The following is a 16,938-nucleotide window of genomic DNA, read 5'->3' as shown; positions in this document are numbered from 1 at the left end:
GATGCACGTGAAGCTGACGTCATCCAGCTCATTCATTTGCAGAATGAAGTCCAGAGGAATCTTCGTTTGCAAGGCGTCGGCAGGCCCAACAAAATCAGGCAACCGTGCCTTTCCTCTCTATAGCCGCCAGGAATTTTTCTATGCCCGCCGCCCGCCCAGTCAGCCCTGACGAGATTCGCAAAGGCTTCTCCAAGGCCATGTCCGACATGTACCGCGATGAAGTGCCGCTGTATGGCGCACTGATGGAACTGGTGGCCGAGACCAATGCCCGGGTGCTGGAAACCGACACCGCGCTGGCGCAACAACTGAAGCGCACCGGGGAAATCCAGCGCCTGGACAGGGAGCGCCACGGCGCCATCCGACTGGGCACCGCTGAAGAACTGGCGACCATCAGCCGCCTGTTTGCGGTGATGGGCATGCAGCCGGTGGGCTATTACGACCTCACGCCTGCCGGGGTGCCGGTGCACTCCACCGCCTTTCGCGCCGTGCATGAAAGCGCCCTGCAAACCAGCCCGTTCCGAGTGTTCACTTCACTGCTGCGTCTGGAACTGATCGAAAATACTGAACTGCGGGCCTTCGCCCAGTCAGCCCTGGCCAAGCGTTCGATCTTCACCCCACGCGCCCTTGAGTTGATCCAGCAAGCCGAAGCCGACGGCGGCCTCGATGCCGCCCATGCCGAAGAGTTTATCCAGCAAGCCCTGGAAACCTTCCGCTGGCACCACACCGCCACCGTCACGGCCGCGCAATACCAGCAACTGAGCGACCAGCACCGGCTGATCGCCGACGTGGTCGCCTTCAAGGGCCCGCACATCAACCACCTGACACCGCGCACCCTGGACATTGACCAGGTGCAGGCCGCAATGCCCGGCAAAGGCATCACCCCCAAGGCGGTGATCGAAGGCCCGCCCCGCCGCCAGTGCCCGATACTGCTGCGCCAGACCAGCTTCAAGGCCCTGGATGAAGCCATTGCCTTTACCGATGCCAAGGGCAGCCACAGCGCGCGCTTTGGTGAAATCGAACAACGCGGCGTGGCGCTGACCCCCAAGGGCCGCGCGCTGTACGACCAATTGCTGAATGCCGCACGGGATGAATTGGGCGCGTTTCCGAATGAGGCCAATGCCGGGCGCTACACCGAATTGATGGAGCAGCACTTCCAGGCGTTTCCCGATAATTACCAGCAGATGCGTGAGCAGGAACTGGCGTACTTCCGCTACTTCGTAACCGAGAAAGGCTTGGCCGCCCAGGACAAAGTTAAAACCCTGGACGAACTGATCGCCGCCGGCCACGTGGACGTGGAGCCGTTGGTGTACGAAGATTTTCTGCCGGTGAGTGCGGCGGGGATTTTCCAGTCGAACCTGGGGGATGCGGCGCAGAGTCACTACGCGGCCAACTCCAACCAGGCCGAGTTTGAAAAGGCCCTGGGTCGCCAGACTATCGACGAGTTGAAGTTGTACGGTGAAACCCAGCAGCGCTCGATTGACGAATGCAAGCGCGCGCTGCTGGCTTGAAAGAGAGAGTTCGCCCGGCCACAGCGCATTCCATGCGCCGTCTAAGAGCCCCAGTGCCGGGCGAACGGTTGGCATGATAGGCAGCGGCGGTGCTGCTGTCTTTCGGGCAATTCTGAACAAATCTTCTACTTGGCCGTCGCTTTCTCCAGTTGCTCGACGATCTTGTCTTTGATCAACAGGCGTTTCTTCTTCAGCTTCTCCAGCTCCTCGTCACCGCCGCTTGAGGACTCAAGCTCCAGCACCTCCTTGTCGGCGCTGTCGTATTGGTGGAGCAGCGAATCCAATCGGTTATCGCTCGCCCTGCGTTCATGAATAGCTTCCTTGCTCAAACCCAGGTCCTGATACAGGTCGTGTTTCACTGGCATGGAGTACCTCCGCAAGTTGATCATTGACTGAATGCCCCTTGAAGCTAGCCCATCCGGCGGGCTCTTGTCATGTTTGAGATCAACCTGTCGCGTTTGCGTCCCCGTTCGTCGCGGGGCAGACGATTTCATAAAACCTTTGGCGCACGCTGCCCTCCACTGTAGATCGTCACCCGATGGAGAACAGGTTCCATGAATCACGCTGCCAACGCTGTCGACACCCAGTGCATCAACACCATTCGTACCCTCGCCATGGACGCTGTGCAAAAGGCCAACTCCGGCCACCCCGGCACGCCCATGGGCCTGGCGCCCGTCGGTTACACCTTGTGGAGCCGCTTCCTGCGCTATCACCCCGAGCACCCCGACTGGCCCAACCGTGACCGTTTCGTATTGTCGGTGGGCCATGCCTCGATGCTGTTGTATTCGCTGTTGCACCTGGCCGGCGTGGTGGAGATTGACGCCCACGGCAAGCGCTCCGGCCAGCCGGCCATCAGCCTGGATGACATCAAGCAGTTCCGGCAGATGAGCTCCAAAACTCCCGGCCACCCCGAATACCGCATGACCACCGGTGTGGAAACCACCACCGGCCCCCTCGGCCAGGGGTGCGCCAACAGCGTCGGCATGGCCATGGCCGAGCGTTGGCTGGCCAAGCGTTTCAACCGTGACGACCAGGTGCTGTTCGACTACAACGTCTACACCCTGTGCGGCGACGGCGACATGATGGAAGGCATCAGCAGCGAAGCCGCGTCCATCGCCGGGCACTTGAAGCTGGAGAACCTGTGCTGGATCTACGACAACAACACCATCAGCATCGAAGGCCACACTGAACTGGCCTTCAGCGAAGACGTGATCAAGCGTTTCCAGGCTTATGGCTGGCACACCTTGCACGTCACCGATGCGAACAACCTGCTGGCTTTGAGCGACGCGCTTAGCACCTTCCAGAAAAATACCGGGGCACCGACGCTGATCGTGGTCGACAGCGTGATCGGCTATGGCTCGCCCCACAAGCACAACACCGCGTCGGCCCATGGCGAGCCTTTGGGCGAAGAAGAAATCCGCCTGACCAAAGCCGCGTACGGCTGGCCCGAAGACTCAAGCTTCCTGGTGCCGGATGAAGCGCGCACGGTCCTGCGGGATGCACTGCTCAAGCGCAGCAAGCCGCTGTATGAGCAATGGACTGAGACCCTGTCCCACCTCGAACAGTACGAACCGGAACTGGCCGATGAACTGCGCCGCATGCGTGCCGGCGAGATGCCCGAGCATTGGCAGGAGCAACTGCCGAGCTTCGACGCGGATGCCAAGGGCGTCGCCAGCCGTGCCGCCGGGGGCGAGGTGTTGAATGCGTTTGCCAAGCAGATCCCGTGGCTGCTGGGGGGCTCGGCCGATTTGTCGCCGTCCACCAAGACCAACCTGACGTTCGACGACGCCGGGCGCTTCAGCGCCGAGAACTACGGCGGGCGCAACCTGCACTTCGGTATTCGTGAACATGCCATGGGCGCGATTGCCAACGGCATGGCGCTGTCGTACCTGCGGCCCTACACCTCGACCTTCCTGGTGTTCAGCGATTACATGAAGCCGCCGATTCGCCTCGCGGCAATCATGGAGCTGCCGGTGGTGTTCGTGTTTACCCATGACTCGATTGGTGTCGGCGAAGACGGCCCCACTCACCAGCCCATCGAACACCTGACCCAACTGCGGGCCACCCCGGGTTTGCTGACCCTGCGCCCGGGCGACGCGAATGAAACCCTGGAAGCCTGGAAGATCGCCCTGGCCCAGACCCATCGGCCGACCTGCGTGGTGCTGTCGCGGCAGAACCTGCCGACCCTGGACCGCACGAAATACGCAGCGGCGTCGGGCACTTCCCGTGGCGCGTATGTGCTGGCCGGCGCCGATAAGCCCCAGGTGATCCTGATGGCCACCGGCAGTGAAGTCAGCCTGGCGGTAGACGCCTATGAGCAACTGAAGGCCGAGGGCGTGGCGGCGCAAGTGGTGTCGATGCCGAGCTGGGAACTGTTCGAAGAACAGGACCAGGCCTACCGCGACAGCGTGCTGCCACCCGCAGTGAAGGCACGCCTGGTGGTGGAACAGGCCGGCCCGTTGGGTTGGGACCGCTACGTCGGGCAGACCGGGGCCAAGGTGGTGATGAACAGCTTTGGCGCCTCGGCACCCTTGGCCAAGTTGCAGGCCCAGTTCGGCTTTACCCTGGACAATGTGGTGAAGCTGGCGAAGGAGCAAGTCAGGCTCAACAGCTGACCCAGTGCATGCATGCCGGGCGTGGCCTACCGAGGGAAACCTCGGTGCCACGCCCTGCTGCTCATTTCCCGCCGGTGACATCCAGGAACGTACCGGTGATGAAGGACGCCTCGGCGCCTGCCAGCCACAGGATCGCCCGAGCCACTTCTTCAGGCTGGCCGCCGCGGCCCATGGGAATCGAATCCTTTACGCGATCAACCCGCCCTGGCTCCCCGCCACTGGCGTGAATGTCGGTGTAGATATGCCCGGGGCGGATGCAGTTGACGCGTATTCCCTCCCTGGCCACTTCCTTGGCAAACCCGATGGTGAAGGTCTCGAGAGCCCCCTTTGATGCGGCGTAGTCGACATATTCGTTGGGGCTGCCCAGCCGGGCGGATGCCGACGAGATATTGATCACGGCACCACCCCGCCCCTGGTGACGAAACGACATGCGCTTCACCGCTTGCTGGGCACACAGCATCGGCCCGATCGCGTTGACCGCGAAAATCCGCTGCATCCGCTCGAACGGCAAGTCTTCGACCCGGGACTGCAACGCGTTGATCCCGGCGTTGTTAACCAGCACATCGATGCGCCCGAACGTCCGATCTATCGCCGCAAATAACTGGACGACCTGCTCCGGGTCTGCGCTGTCCGCGCGTACGGCCAACGCCCGGCGCCCTGCCGCTTCTACATCCGCCACCACCGCGAGGGCGGCAGACTCATCGGAAACGAAGCTGATCGCCACGTCATAACCTTGTGCGGCGGCCAGCCGCGCGGTGGCGGCGCCAACGCCACGACTTCCACCTGTTATCAGAATCAGCGGTGCCTGCGGGACGGTATCCATTGCGCGAACCTTCATGTGGTGGTGGAAAATGCTTTGCCTGCTGTCAGCCGATCAGGATGGTGCCCGTGGCAATCACCACGCACGCCAGCACCTTGCGGACCGTCAGTGTCTCGCCCAGGAAGAAATAGCCGATCAGTGCCGCAAACAGCACGCTGGTCTCGCGCAAGGCCGAGACCGCGCCCATGGGCGCACCGGCCATGGCATAGATAATGATTCCGTAGGCCAGGAGCGACACCAGCCCACCGGCGAAGGCCGTGAAAAACCCGGGCCGCAGGCTGAACAGACTTTTCGGGCCCCGCAGGCCGATATACACCGCCGGCATCAACACGCCCCACAAGGCGCACATCCACACCGTGTAGGCCATCGGCGCACCCGACAGGCGCGCGCCGATGCCGTCCGTCACGCTGTAGGCGGCAATGAAACAGCCGGTGCCCAGGGCGTATGGCAGGCTGGGAACGGCGAGCCGGCGCCCCCTGAACGCCAGGGAAATGATGCCGCCCGACACCAGGGCAATGCCCAGAAGCGAGCTGGCCGAGACACTCTCCCCGGCAAACACGGCGGCACCCAGGGTGATCAGCACCGGCGAGGAGCCCCGTGAAATCGGATAGGTCTGCCCCAGGTCTCCGACTTTGTAGCTACGCACCAGGAACAGGTTGTAGCCCACGTGCAGCACCGCTGACAGCACCACATAAAACCAGCTGGCTGGCGCCGGAGGGTCCAGGAACACCGCAACGCCGCCACTGGCGATAGCGACCGCCAGGCACATCACCGTCATCGACCAGAGCCGGTCGGCGCCGCCACGCAGCAGCGCATTCCAACTGGCGTGCAGTAAGGCGGCGAAGAGGACCAGGAGAATAATGGGATAAGGCATGCGCCCATCCTAAGCAAACCGGCGCCTTAACTGAAGCGAAGTCTGCTCATTGAAGAATGAGCAAATCCTCATGCTTTATTCGTAAGCCAGTCCGGCGTTTACGGCTTCCTGCATCAGCCAATCACGAAAGCTGACGATATGCGGCTGGGACTCGATGCCTTTGGGGCAGACAAAGTAATAAGCGACCGGTGACGGGAACGGCACATCGAACAGCCTCACCAGGCTGCCATCGCTCAGCTCTGACTCCACATGCCCACTGCGCGCCAATGCAATGCCCTGGCCGAGCAAGGCCGCCTCTATCGTCATGTTGGTATCCGCAAACCTGACACTTTCCTTGAGCGGCGCAATCGCGAGCCCGACGTGCTGGAACCAGACTTCCCACTTCGGCACCAGGTCGGCGCCGTCGCGCATCAGCAAGGGATAGCGCAGCAATTCGGCGGGTGTGTGTGGCCGGCCAAAGCGTTTCAACAGATCGGGACTGGCCACCGGAAAAATCTGCTCGCGGAACAGGAACTCCGAATACAGCGCCGGGTAATTCCCGTTGCCCAGGCGGATCGCAACATCAGCCTCCGCACTGGAGAAGTTGATGATCTTGTCGCTGGAGTCCAGGGTGACCAATATTTCAGGGTGCCGTTGGGCCAGGCTCGGCAATCGGGGCAGCAGCCATTTCAGCGCGAAGGAATAGGTGGTACTGACCTTGAGCCGGACCCTGCCCTTTTGCTCGCGCAGGTCCGCGAGTGTCGCCTCAAGGTTCATGAAAAACTCGCGCACGATCGGCGCAAGGGCTGCTCCGGCAGGCGTCAGGCTGAGTGACTTGCCCCGCTGGAACAACTGCAACCCCCAGAGTTCTTCAAGGTGTTTGAGCTGATGGCTGACGGCACTCTGGGTGACATGCAACTCTTCTGAAGCCGAAGTGAAGGTTGCGTGGCGTGTAGCAACCTCAAAGGCGCGCAATGTCGAGGTGGGTGGCAGGTCTCTCATGGCATTGCTTCACCGTTTATGAATAGATGCTCATGATAGAACATCTATCCATTGCGCTGTAGGCCGCGCCTCAACCCAGCTGGAACCGCGCCGTGTTATCGCTCAACGCCCGGCTGCCCTTGCTCAACCTATCCGCCGCCTGGTTCACCGCCCGCGCGCCGTCGAGCAAGCGCCCGGCGGCCTGGTCAACCTGCTGGATATTGCCGCTCACTTCATCCGCCGTCGCTGCCTGTTCCTCAACCGCCGTGGCGATCTGCGCCAGGGTGTCAGTGACGCTCTGCACCGCGCTGGCGATCTCCCCCAGGCGATGGCCCAGGCCCGTGACGGACTCGGCATCGGTCACCGCCTGCTCACAGGCCACGCCCATCAGGGTGACCGCCTGGCTCACCGTCGCGCGCAAACTGTCCACCGTGCCGGCGATCTGCGCCGTGGAAGCCTGGGTCCGTTGCGAGAGGCTGCGCACCTCATCGGCCACCACCGCAAAACCCCGGCCCTGTTCACCGGCCCGCGCAGCCTCGATGGCAGCGTTCAGCGCCAGCAGGTTGGTCTGCTCGGCGATACCCCGAATGGTGTCAACCACCGACTGGATCTGCTGGCCCTGCTGGCTGACGCGCTCCAATGCATCGGAGGTGTCGGTCAAGCGCTGGTTGAGTTGCTGGATACTCGCGGTGGTGCGCTGGCTGTCGCGGCTGCTGTCTTCGGCAATCTGCCGGGTTTTCTGCGCGCTGCCGGAGGCCTGCTCGCAGCTCTTGGCGACGCCCATGGAGGTCGCGGCCAACTGTGTGGCGGCCGCTGCAATCTGGCTGATCTGCTGTTGCTGGTCTTCCACTTCGGTCAGCGTGCTGCCCGATTGCGAATTGAGTGTCAGCACCGCAGAGCCCAACTGCTGCGTCTCGTGATTGACCCCCAGCAGGCTGGTGCGCAACTGCACCACCGCCACGTTGAGCGCCGTGCTGATGGCCGCCAGTTCATCGCGCCCTTCCACCGCCACTTCAACGCACAGATTACCGTCACGCAGGGATTCGGCCAGGGTGGTGATGCCGCTGGCACTGCGGCGAATCGATGCCTGCAAGCACACGAACAGGTACAGGGCTGCCAGGGCCAGCACGCTGAACGTGACCGCCACCGGGATGAATTGCTTGAGCGAGCTGTCGCGGTAGTAACCCAGGCGCGCGTCCAGCGAGGTCAGCGACTGTTTACGCAACGCGCCGAGGGTACCAAGCATGCCATCCACACTGCGTTCGAAGCCGGTGGTATCGAGCTTGATGGTGCCGCCGAACACGCCTTCGTCCAGGGTCTTCAGCTCGTTGTCCAGCAGTTGCAAGCTGTCGTCGTATGGCGCGATCCAGGTTTGCAGCCCCGGGTATTGCTTGGCCTTGAGGGATGCGGCGGCCTTGACCAACTGGTCCCTTGCGTCGCCGATGCGACCGCGCAAATCACGCATCTGCAAACGGCTTTGCAGGGTGAACTGCCCCGATGCGATGGATGACTGCCCGACGCTCGCCATACGCCCGATACGCTCGATCAGGTCGGGGGTTTGCTGGGTGGAAATCTGCATCAGCAAATAGGTTTCAAGCCACGGATCGAGGATCAACCCGGTGTCCATGGTGATCTGTTCGCGCAGGGTTTGCATCGCGCTCAGCGCAGACGTGAAGCGGTCATAACCATCCGGCCACCAGCCCACGGTGCGCAGGGATTGGGAATCCATGCCCGTGACCGAGGCTTGCAATGCCTCAAAACGTGCAAGGGTATCCGGGCGGGCGTTCTGGGCTTTGAGGGCCTCGCCCAGGGCCTGCACGCTTTGCAGGATCAGCGGGAAATTGGTATCGACCGCAGTCATGGCCGCCTTGGCCGCGGGTGTCTGGTCGTGGAGGATGTCGGCAGCTTTCCAGCGCGCCGCCAGGTTGCGCTGGGCGGTCAGTTGGGCGTCCAGGGCATCCAGCGCCAGCAGTTCGCGCACCCCGGATTGCTCATTGGAAATCACCGTCAGCTTGGTGCGGTACTCCTGCGCGATCATCCACAGGCTGCCCGCCAGGGGCAGCATGAACAGGAAAAACAGGATCTGGAACTTGCGCGCGAATCCAAAACGTCCGAGCAGGCGGATACCTGGCGACAACACACTTTGCATGTCCGACTACTCCTAGAACCACTCGCCTCAACAGCGAATCAAGCTTTGAAATGATTGACGGCAAAATGCCATGTCATTGATTAAGCTGGCTCTAGCAAGAAACGGACCGCTGTTGTCGGGCCCGCTGGATAGGCGGGACGTCGTGCAAAACACGCTGTACCGTGCGCGAAAATGGGGCGAAAGCACTCAGCGCAGGTGGCAGAACGGTAACCGTCTGACCAATACCGCAAGCGTGAGGGCAGCCGACAACCTGTGGCGAGGGAGCTTACTCCCTCGCCACAGGGTGAGAGCTTGCTGAATCAGGAGTGCCAATGGACGGCGCGCCCGGAATTTCGGCGGAGAGCGGGATTTACTTTCTGGGTTTGCCGAACCTGGTGAACCTTTTGCTGTGGGGAAATTGATGCAGCTCGGACTCACATGGCAGACGTTGGCGACGGGTCCTCACAAAACGTGTTGAGAGGGTGCTTCGGGTCGACGCTCTTCGGAATGTACGTTCCAGAAAGGCATCGGAAACAAACTGCTGCGTAGCGTCCTGGCCTATGCGAAATCCCAGCCTCAGCTTTTGCTCGTTCAACTCACCCTCACCGAGGGTAATTTGCTTGTGGATCATGGCAGCACACGCACAGCTTGTTGCCATCAGTATCTCGAAAATACGCGCCGTAATAATCGGGGTGGTAGTGAGGCCTTAATCCAGGCTCTCCTTCACATATCCCGCCGAGCGCCAACGCCGCTGTATAACTTCTTCTAACCGCTTCCCGACTGGGCGCAAGTAGCCCCACCATCTGCCCATTCCCGGGTGCACTCGGGTTGCCATCAAATGGCGCCCCAATGACGAAGATCGGACGAGGTGCGGTTTCAGCCACCCAACCGGCCCACGGTTTATCCGCATCGCAAAATTTCAACCTGAGGCCCAACTCAGCCATCACCTTCGAATAGAAAGCAAAAGCCCGATCAAAATCACCTGTACCTAAAAACACATGGGAAATCATGGTGGCTACCCTGGGGCAATGAATGCCCATGAGTCTGGCGCGAAATGATTGCTGGCGAAAGCTTGATGACTCCGCCCGGCATATGTACGGCTCCCCTCCCCTCATACGCCAATGAAAACCGCAAATCCCAACAATCCGCAGGGTGCCGCCCGGCATTTCGTCAACCCATAATGGGCTTACAACAATAAAGGGGCTCACCCCGGGGCGCGTAAGCCATGTACAGAGACCATATCGTCAAGACCCGCATGACGGACAGCGCGGTATTCATGGGCGCGGTGGCCGTGGTGATTTTCATCATCACGCTCGCCTGCGGCGTCGGTGATGGCCGCCTCTCCCACTTGATGGGCCCCATCGTTCTCGACCTGAAGGCACCACTGGCACGAGATATTGCAGTGGGCGGCACGTTCACCCTGACGGTGGTGCTGAACCTGTTCATCCTTGGCCGCTTTCCCTTGCGCGCGCAGATCATCACGGTCTGGTGCGAGTTGCTGGTGCTGTTCCTGTTGTTCTTCGACACCTTCAACCTTTCCTACAGTTTCATCGCGACCAAAATCGGCTTCATGATCACCCAGGGGGTGTTCACGACCGTCTACGTGTCGGCGATTTCGATTGCGATTGCGTTCGTCCTGGCGCTGCTGGGCGCCACCGCGCGCTTGTCTTCCAACGGCTTCGCGATTGCGATTGCGAGCTTCTACACCTCGTTTTTCCGCGGCGTTCCGCTGCTGATCCAGATCTATCTGATTTACCTGGGCATCCCTCAACTGGGCTATGTCGTCGGCGCGGTTCCAGCCGGGATCCTGGCGCTCTCGCTGTGTTATGGCGCCTACATGACGGAGATCTTCCGCGCCGGTATCAGCAGCATCTCGCGGGGCCAGTGGGAAGCCTCGCGGGCGATTGGCCTGAACCCGTTCCAGACGATGACCCGGGTGATTCTCCCGCAGTCCATGCGCTTGATCATTCCGCCAACGGGCAACCAGTTCATCTCGATGCTCAAGGACAGTTCGCTGGTGTCGGTGATCGGCGTCTGGGAGCTGATGTTCCTGGCACGAACCCAGGGACGCGCCGAGTTCCGGCACCTGGAAATGCTGATCACCGCCGCCGTGCTGTATTGGCTGCTGTCGATCGTGCTGGAAACCGTCCAGGCCCGCCTGGAAAAGCACTTCAACCGCGCCCATCGCTGAACCAGGAGCATGACGATGAATCAGCCCTCAATAGTCCCTGCTCCATACCCTGCAATATCGATCCAGGACATGCATAAATGGTATGGCGATTTTTATGTGCTCAAGGGCATCGACCTGCACATTGCCAGCGGTGAAATCGTGGTGGTCTGCGGGCCGTCGGGCTCCGGCAAGTCCACGTTGATTCGCTGCCTGAACCTGCTGGAAGACTTCCAGAAAGGCCACGTGTTCATCGAGGGCACCGAGTTGACCCGTGATGCCGCCTGCGTGGCGGGCATAAGGCGCCAGGTCGGCATGGTGTTCCAGCAGTTCAACCTGTTCCCGCACATGACGGTGCTGGAGAACCTCATGGTGGGACCGCGCCTGGTGAGCAAGCTCAGCGAGCCCCAGGCCCGCGAGCTGGCCTATGAATACCTGGACCGAGTGCGCATCGGGAACCAGGCCGACAAATACCCCAGCCAGCTCTCGGGCGGCCAGCAGCAGCGCGTCGCCATTGCCCGGGCCTTGTGCATGCGCCCGCGCATCATGCTGTTCGACGAGCCCACGTCGGCCCTTGACCCCGAGATGGTCAAGGAAGTGCTGGACGTGATGGGCGAACTGGCCCAGGACGGCATCACCATGGTCTGCGTCACCCACGAGATGGGATTCGCGCGGCGGGTGGCCGACCGAATCATCTTCATGGACCAGGGCTGCATCATCGAGCAAGCCAAACCCACCGAGTTTTTTGACAACCCGCAGCACGAGCGTGCCCGGGAATTCCTGTCGCAGATTCTCAGCCACTGAGCAGCACCGTCGAACCTTGCGAAGTCACCGATAAAAACAACAGGCACCGCACTCAAGATACTGGAGGCTTACCCATGATCTCGTTCACTCGCTTCTTCACCGCAGCCGCTGTCGCCACCGCCCTCACCAGCCTCACAGGCGCGGCCTGGGCGGGCTCGACCCTCGACCGCATCCATGAAACCAAGGTGATCAAGGTGGCCACCTCGGCCAACTGGCCACCGCAATCGTTCCTTGGCCCGGACAATAAGCTGCAAGGCTTCGATATCGACGTCGCCAGCGAAATCGGCAAACGCCTGGGCAGCAAAGTCGACTTCGTGACGCCCGAATACGGGATCATCACCGCCGGGCGCTGGTCGAGCCGCTGGGACCTGTCGGTCGGCTCAATGACGCCTACCACCGAGCGCACCCGGGTGCTCGACTTCCCCGCGATCTACTACTACACGCCGTATGTATTCGCGGTGCACAAGGACGCGGCCGAGACCAAAGTGGCGGACCTGAACGGCAAGATCATCGGCGTCGAAGCCGGTACGACTTCGGAGGACTATATCAACCGCCGCCTCAAGATCGACGCCGCCGATGTGCCGCCTTTCACTTACGAAGTCACCCCCGGCGAGGTTCGCACGTACGGCGACAGCATGGGCCCGCTGGATGACCTGCGCATGGGGGACGGGGTGCGCCTGAACGCAACCCTGTCCGCCCTGCCCACCATCGTCGCCGCCGTCAAGAATGGCTACCCCATCGTCAGGGTGGAAGGCAAACCCGCCTACTACGAACCCTTGGCCATCGCCGTGGACAAGGGCGATGAGGCGTTCAACAGCGCGCTGACCAAGATCGTCGCCGACATGAAAGCCGACGGCACGCTCAAGCAATTGTCAGAGAAATGGTACGGCGCCGACCTTACCCAGGTGCAGTAAAAACCCCCACAGGCCGTACAGGCGCCCCGTCCCCGACGCGGCGCGCTGTATGCCTGCGCCGCGAAAAAAGGACGACCGACTTCATGTACACCTATAACAACAATTACTACACCGCCACGATGCGCGACACGACTGAACGCCAGGCGCTGTGTGGCAACGCCCGGGCCGATGTGTGCGTGATCGGCGCCGGGCTGGCGGGGCTGAGCACGGCGTGGGAGCTGGTCTCCCGCGGGCAGTCGGTGGTGCTGCTGGATGCCGGTCGCGTGGCCTGGGGAGCGTCGGGGCGCAACGGTGGCTTCGTGCTCCAGGGCTGGTCCGAAGGGTTGGCCGCCATCGAGCGACGCTGCGGCAAACCGACGGCCGCCGCGCTGTTCAAACTGTCGCTTGAAGGCGTCGAAATTGTTCGGGGCATGATCGCCGGTCATCAGTTGCCCGGCTGCACGCCAACCCCGGGAAAACTGAGTGTGGTGCGCTACGAGGATGGCGACAACCTGCAGCGTGTGCGGGACAAAATGGCCGCGGATTTCGACTTTCACCTCGACTACCTGGATCGCCAGGCGGTGCGCGAAAAGCTCAAGACCGAGCGGTATTTCCAGGCGCTGCGCGACAACCATGGCTTTCACTTCCACCCCTTGAACTATTGCCTCGGCCTGGCCCGACTGATCGAGCAAAGTGGTGGCAAAATCCATGAACGCTCGCCCATGACCGCCGTCGAAAGCCGCAACGGGCGACACCGGGTCATCACCGATCAGGGCACTGTCGATTGTGCCCACGTGGTGTACTGCTGCGGCGGCTATGGGGGGCCTGAGTTCGGCAAATTACGCCGCGCCTTCCTGCCGATCGCGACCTATGCAGTGCTGACCGAGCACCTGGGCGATCGCCTGGCCGAGGCGGTCTGTACCTCCGATGCCGTGGGCGATAACCGCCGGGCCTCGGACTATTACCGAATCGTCGAGGGCGACCGCCTGCTCTGGGGCGGCCGCATTACCACGCGCAACCTGCAGGATGAGAAACGCCTGGGGCAATTGCTGACGCAGGATATCCTCGACGTTTATCCGCAATTGCGCGGCATCAGGATCGACAAGGCCTGGTCCGGGTTGATGGGTTATGCGCGGCACAAGATGCCGCACATTGGCCCGCTGGGGCAGGGATTGTGGGCGTGTACATCATTTGGTGGCCATGGTATGAACACCGCGCCGATCGGCGCACGCGTCATCGCCGAGGCGATCTGCGGCGAAACCGATCGCTACCGCCTGTTCGATGCCTACGGCCTGGAATGGAATGGCGGCCCCCTGGGCCCGGCGGCCGCACAAACGGTTTACGCCGGCCTGAAAATGATGGATATGTTTCAGGAAAAGCGCTCGCAACACAGGGCGACTCATAAAAACTGAACCCCAGCGAGGGTCAAGGACGTGTCCATGGATACGCAGAATCCCGGTCCACTGTTTAACCTCACCGACAAGGACAGGCAATTGCTTGGCCTGCTGCAAGCCAACGCACGCGAACCCACCGCGTCATTGGCCCGCAAGCTCGGGGTCTCGCGCTCTGCGGTGCAGGAGCGGATTACCCGCCTGGAAAAGGCCGGCGTCATCACCGGCTACAGCGTGCGCATCGACCAGGACCGGCTTCAGCAGACGGTGACCTGCTTTACCATGACCTCCTGCACCAACAAGAGCTACACCGATGTGATGACCTCGCTGCGCAGGATGGAAGCGGTGCAGGCCGTTTACGCGGTCTCGGGGGAATCCGATTTCATCATTCACCTGGCCACCGCCACCCTGAGCGAACTCAATGCCGAGCTCATCAGGATCAACATGATCAAAGGGGTGGCGCACACCGCTTCGCATATCGTGATGGAAACCAAGTTCAGCCGGAAACTGATGGTGTGAAGTGCTGCTGGCCGTGGGAAACCGCGCGCCTCACGCCCCCCCTCGGCTGCCATAGCGACTCAGCCACCTGACAAGTCATTCCTTGCAAAATAATTCGCCTCAACGCAATATTAAAAGCAATTGCTTGGTTAATTACCTCAAGCCTGACGCTTAGCCCTTCGCCGGCTTCCATACCGCGAACGCATTACAAGGAATCGTTGATGCAAACCCAAGACAGCAGTTGGGGCGAGTTGCTTAGCGGCAAGAACGCCACCCGCTCCATTGCCCTTTCAGGCGGCATCGCGCTGTATGCCACCAACACCTATATCGCCACCACCATCCTGCCGTCGGTGGTGGCCGAAATCGGCGGCCTGGCGCTTTATGCGTGGAGCACCACACTGTACGTGGTGGCCTCGATCCTCGGTTCCGCCCTCACCTCCAAGCTGTTGCAACGCACCGGTCCACGGCTGGCGTATGCGCTGGCCACACTGGTGTTCATGGTAGGCGTGCTGATCTGTGCCCTGGCGCCGAACATGCCGGTGATGCTCGCGGGGCGCTCCATCCAGGGACTGGGCGGCGGGGTCTTGCTGGCCCTGTGTTACTCGATGATCCAACTGGTGTTCGAAGAGCGCCTGTGGCCGCGCGCAATGGCACTGGTGTCGGGGATGTGGGGCGTGGCGACGCTCGTCGGGCCGGCGGTGGGTGGTGTGTTTGCCGAGATGGACGCGTGGCGCCTGGCCTTCGGCTCGATGGTGCCGGTGAGCCTGGCGTACATGGTACTCACCAGCCGCGCCCTGCCCCCACGCGACACCACGGCGACCGCTACCACCCGTTTGCCGGTGCCACAACTGGTGCTGCTGGCGGGCGCGGTGCTGGCGGTGTGTGCCGGCAGCGTCTCGGCGCTGCCGAGCTGGAACCTGTTGGGTATCGCCACCTGCGTCGTGCTGGTGGTGCTGTTGATCCGCAAGGAGTCCAGCGCCACCGTGCGTCTTTTGCCCCGGGATGCATTGAAGTTCAGCACCCCGCTCTGCGCGCTTTATGCGACCACCTGCCTGTTGGTGATCGGCATGAGCAGCGAGATCTTCATGCCGTACTTTCTGCAGCATTTGCATGGCCAGTCGCCGCTGATCGCCGGTTACATGGCCGCGCTGATGGCGGCCGGCTGGACGGTCTCGGAAATCATCAGCTCCGGCTGGACCGGCCGCGGCCCACATCGCGCCATCATCGCGGGGCCGCTGTTTATCGTGGCGGGCTTGATGATGCTGGCGATCACTACGCCCATCGCCAGCCAGGGCGAATGGACATTGCTGGCCCCTATCTGCCTGGGGCTGTTCCTGGTGGGGTTCGGCATCGGCCTGGGTTGGCCGCACCTGCTGACGCGCATCCTGCAAGTGGCTTCGGAACAGGACAAGGACACGGCCGCTTCGTCGATCACCACCCTGCAACTGTTCGCCATGGCCATGGGCGCGGCGCTGGCGGGGGTGATCTCGAACATGGCGGGCATCAATGAAGTGGCGGGCAATGGCGGCATCGCCCATGCCGCGCGCTGGCTGTTCGCGCTGTTTACCCTGGCACCCGTGTTGGCGCTGTTGATGGCGCTGCGGGCAACGCGGACAAAGCCGATCGAAGGCGCGCCCCTCGACCTTGGAATCGTCCAACCTGCCCCCATAACTAGCGAGGTATCCAACAAGGGGAAGCACAGACCATGACCAACCCGACCGAAACCGCCCTGCTCGCCGGCGGCTGCTTCTGGGGCATGCAAGACCTGCTGCGCCGCTACCCCGGCGTGCTGCACACGCGGGTCGGCTACACCGGCGGCGATGTGCCGAATGCCACGTATCGCAACCACGGCAACCATGCCGAAGCCATCGAGATCGTCTTCGACCCGACGGTGATCACCTACCGGCAGATCCTCGAGTTCTTTTTCCAGATCCACGACCCCAGCACGCCCAACCGCCAGGGCAACGACCTGGGCCCCAGCTACCGTTCGGCGATTTATTACCTGAGCGAACAGCAACGCGACATCGCTGAAGACACCGCCGCCGACGTCGATGCCTCGGGGTTGTGGCCAGGCCGTGTCGTGACGGAAATCGAACCGGCGGGGCCGTTCTGGGAGGCGGAGCCGGAGCATCAGGATTACCTGGAGCGGATTCCGAATGGCTACACCTGCCACTTCATCCGACCCAACTGGAAGCTGCCGAAACGCGGTTGAAAATGTGGGAGCGGGCTTGCTCGCGAAAGCGGTGTGTCAGTCAGCAAGTTCTTCACTGACCCACCGCC

The 16,938-nt window shown here is 61.9% G+C and carries 15 protein-coding genes; 9 read left to right on the top strand and 6 right to left on the bottom strand.

Features of this window, described 5'->3' with window-relative positions; genetic code table 11:
* Window positions 1-140: 140 nt before the first annotated feature.
* Window positions 141-1,508, top strand: coding sequence for a VOC family protein (locus HX869_RS23200; protein ID WP_178903697.1), 1,368 nt, complete (start codon window positions 141-143; stop codon window positions 1,506-1,508).
* A 125-nt stretch (window positions 1,509-1,633) separates the two neighbouring features.
* On the opposite strand, the gene HX869_RS23195 is transcribed toward HX869_RS23200, so the two are convergent.
* Window positions 1,634-1,873, bottom strand: coding sequence for a DUF465 domain-containing protein (locus HX869_RS23195; RefSeq protein ID WP_003215657.1), 240 nt, complete (start codon window positions 1,871-1,873; stop codon window positions 1,634-1,636).
* Window positions 1,874-2,062: 189 nt separating this feature from the next.
* Here HX869_RS23195 and tkt point away from each other — a divergent pair, with 189 nt between their 5' ends.
* Window positions 2,063-4,123, top strand: a complete 2,061-nt coding sequence (gene tkt, locus HX869_RS23190) for a transketolase (RefSeq protein ID WP_178903696.1) — start codon at window positions 2,063-2,065, stop codon at window positions 4,121-4,123.
* A gap of 61 nt (window positions 4,124-4,184) precedes the next feature.
* Here the strand turns inward: tkt and HX869_RS23185 are convergent, their stop codons facing one another.
* The 5 genes from HX869_RS23185 to HX869_RS23165 form a co-directional block, all read right to left on the bottom strand.
* Window positions 4,185-4,946 (bottom strand): SDR family oxidoreductase, encoded by a 762-nt coding sequence (locus tag HX869_RS23185; protein WP_003215653.1) that lies wholly within the window; start codon window positions 4,944-4,946, stop codon window positions 4,185-4,187.
* A 43-nt stretch (window positions 4,947-4,989) separates the two neighbouring features.
* A complete protein-coding gene (locus HX869_RS23180; protein WP_008434678.1) occupies window positions 4,990-5,817 on the bottom strand; it encodes a DMT family transporter in 828 nt (275 codons plus the stop codon).
* A gap of 75 nt (window positions 5,818-5,892) precedes the next feature.
* Entirely contained in the window at window positions 5,893-6,798 is a 906-nt protein-coding gene (gene gcvA, locus HX869_RS23175) for a transcriptional regulator GcvA (protein ID WP_087693730.1), read from the bottom strand.
* A 70-nt stretch (window positions 6,799-6,868) separates the two neighbouring features.
* The gene (locus HX869_RS23170) at window positions 6,869-8,926 is read right to left on the bottom strand and encodes a methyl-accepting chemotaxis protein (protein WP_087693731.1); all 2,058 of its coding nucleotides are present in this window, start codon (window positions 8,924-8,926) and stop codon (window positions 6,869-6,871) included.
* Window positions 8,927-9,507: 581 nt separating this feature from the next.
* A complete protein-coding gene (locus HX869_RS23165) occupies window positions 9,508-9,915 on the bottom strand; it encodes a VOC family protein (protein WP_003215625.1) in 408 nt (135 codons plus the stop codon).
* A gap of 215 nt (window positions 9,916-10,130) precedes the next feature.
* On the opposite strand from HX869_RS23165, the gene HX869_RS23160 reads away from it, so the two are divergent.
* The 7 genes from HX869_RS23160 to msrA all read left to right on the top strand — a co-directional run bounded on the left by HX869_RS23160 (window position 10,131) and on the right by msrA (window position 16,870).
* Window positions 10,131-11,096, top strand: a complete 966-nt coding sequence (locus HX869_RS23160; RefSeq protein WP_087693732.1) for an amino acid ABC transporter permease — start codon at window positions 10,131-10,133, stop codon at window positions 11,094-11,096.
* Between the two features lie 15 nt (window positions 11,097-11,111).
* Window positions 11,112-11,876: an amino acid ABC transporter ATP-binding protein gene (locus tag HX869_RS23155; RefSeq protein WP_023658742.1), complete on the top strand. Its 765-nt coding sequence runs from the start codon at window positions 11,112-11,114 to the stop codon at window positions 11,874-11,876.
* Window positions 11,877-11,950: 74 nt separating this feature from the next.
* Window positions 11,951-12,790 (top strand): transporter substrate-binding domain-containing protein, encoded by an 840-nt coding sequence (locus HX869_RS23150; RefSeq protein WP_003215621.1) that lies wholly within the window; start codon window positions 11,951-11,953, stop codon window positions 12,788-12,790.
* An 83-nt stretch (window positions 12,791-12,873) separates the two neighbouring features.
* Entirely contained in the window at window positions 12,874-14,181 is a 1,308-nt protein-coding gene (locus tag HX869_RS23145; protein WP_178903695.1) for an FAD-binding oxidoreductase, read from the top strand.
* A gap of 27 nt (window positions 14,182-14,208) precedes the next feature.
* Complete coding sequence (locus HX869_RS23140) at window positions 14,209-14,679, top strand: Lrp/AsnC family transcriptional regulator (protein ID WP_003215617.1); 471 nt, start codon at window positions 14,209-14,211, stop codon at window positions 14,677-14,679.
* Window positions 14,680-14,879: 200 nt separating this feature from the next.
* Window positions 14,880-16,367 (top strand): MFS transporter, encoded by a 1,488-nt coding sequence (locus tag HX869_RS23135; protein ID WP_177022100.1) that lies wholly within the window; start codon window positions 14,880-14,882, stop codon window positions 16,365-16,367.
* Window positions 16,364-16,870, top strand: coding sequence for a peptide-methionine (S)-S-oxide reductase MsrA (gene msrA, locus HX869_RS23130; protein WP_102605137.1), 507 nt, complete (start codon window positions 16,364-16,366; stop codon window positions 16,868-16,870). Before HX869_RS23135 ends, msrA begins: the two co-directional genes overlap by 4 nt.
* Window positions 16,871-16,938: the final 68 nt, after the last annotated feature.

It is taken from the genome of Pseudomonas sp. P7779, from assembly GCF_013386315.1.
Taxonomy (GTDB): Bacteria; Pseudomonadota; Gammaproteobacteria; order Pseudomonadales; family Pseudomonadaceae; genus Aquipseudomonas.
The sequence above is the reverse complement of the archived record's forward strand: the minus strand, read 5'-3'. Positions and strand labels throughout refer to the sequence as shown.

Bases quoted from the DNA above. Each gene is read 5' to 3' on its own strand.
- HX869_RS23135 (WP_177022100.1), top strand. From the start codon at position 14,880: ATGCAAACCCAAGACAGCAGTTGGGGCGAGTTGCTTAGCGGCAAGAAC.
- HX869_RS23180 (WP_008434678.1), bottom strand. From the start codon at position 5,817: ATGCCTTATCCCATTATTCTCCTGGTCCTCTTCGCCGCCTTACTGCAC.
- HX869_RS23170 (WP_087693731.1), bottom strand. From the start codon at position 8,926: ATGCAAAGTGTGTTGTCGCCAGGTATCCGCCTGCTCGGACGTTTTGGA.
- HX869_RS23140 (WP_003215617.1), top strand. From the start codon at position 14,209: ATGGATACGCAGAATCCCGGTCCACTGTTTAACCTCACCGACAAGGAC.
- HX869_RS23165 (WP_003215625.1), bottom strand. From the start codon at position 9,915: ATGATTTCCCATGTGTTTTTAGGTACAGGTGATTTTGATCGGGCTTTT.
- HX869_RS23195 (WP_003215657.1), bottom strand. From the start codon at position 1,873: ATGCCAGTGAAACACGACCTGTATCAGGACCTGGGTTTGAGCAAGGAA.
- HX869_RS23155 (WP_023658742.1), top strand. From the start codon at position 11,112: ATGAATCAGCCCTCAATAGTCCCTGCTCCATACCCTGCAATATCGATC.
- HX869_RS23200 (WP_178903697.1), top strand. From the start codon at position 141: ATGCCCGCCGCCCGCCCAGTCAGCCCTGACGAGATTCGCAAAGGCTTC.
- HX869_RS23160 (WP_087693732.1), top strand. From the start codon at position 10,131: ATGTACAGAGACCATATCGTCAAGACCCGCATGACGGACAGCGCGGTA.
- HX869_RS23145 (WP_178903695.1), top strand. From the start codon at position 12,874: ATGTACACCTATAACAACAATTACTACACCGCCACGATGCGCGACACG.
- HX869_RS23150 (WP_003215621.1), top strand. From the start codon at position 11,951: ATGATCTCGTTCACTCGCTTCTTCACCGCAGCCGCTGTCGCCACCGCC.
- msrA (WP_102605137.1), top strand. From the start codon at position 16,364: ATGACCAACCCGACCGAAACCGCCCTGCTCGCCGGCGGCTGCTTCTGG.
- tkt (WP_178903696.1), top strand. From the start codon at position 2,063: ATGAATCACGCTGCCAACGCTGTCGACACCCAGTGCATCAACACCATT.
- HX869_RS23185 (WP_003215653.1), bottom strand. From the start codon at position 4,946: ATGGATACCGTCCCGCAGGCACCGCTGATTCTGATAACAGGTGGAAGT.
- gcvA (WP_087693730.1), bottom strand. From the start codon at position 6,798: ATGAGAGACCTGCCACCCACCTCGACATTGCGCGCCTTTGAGGTTGCT.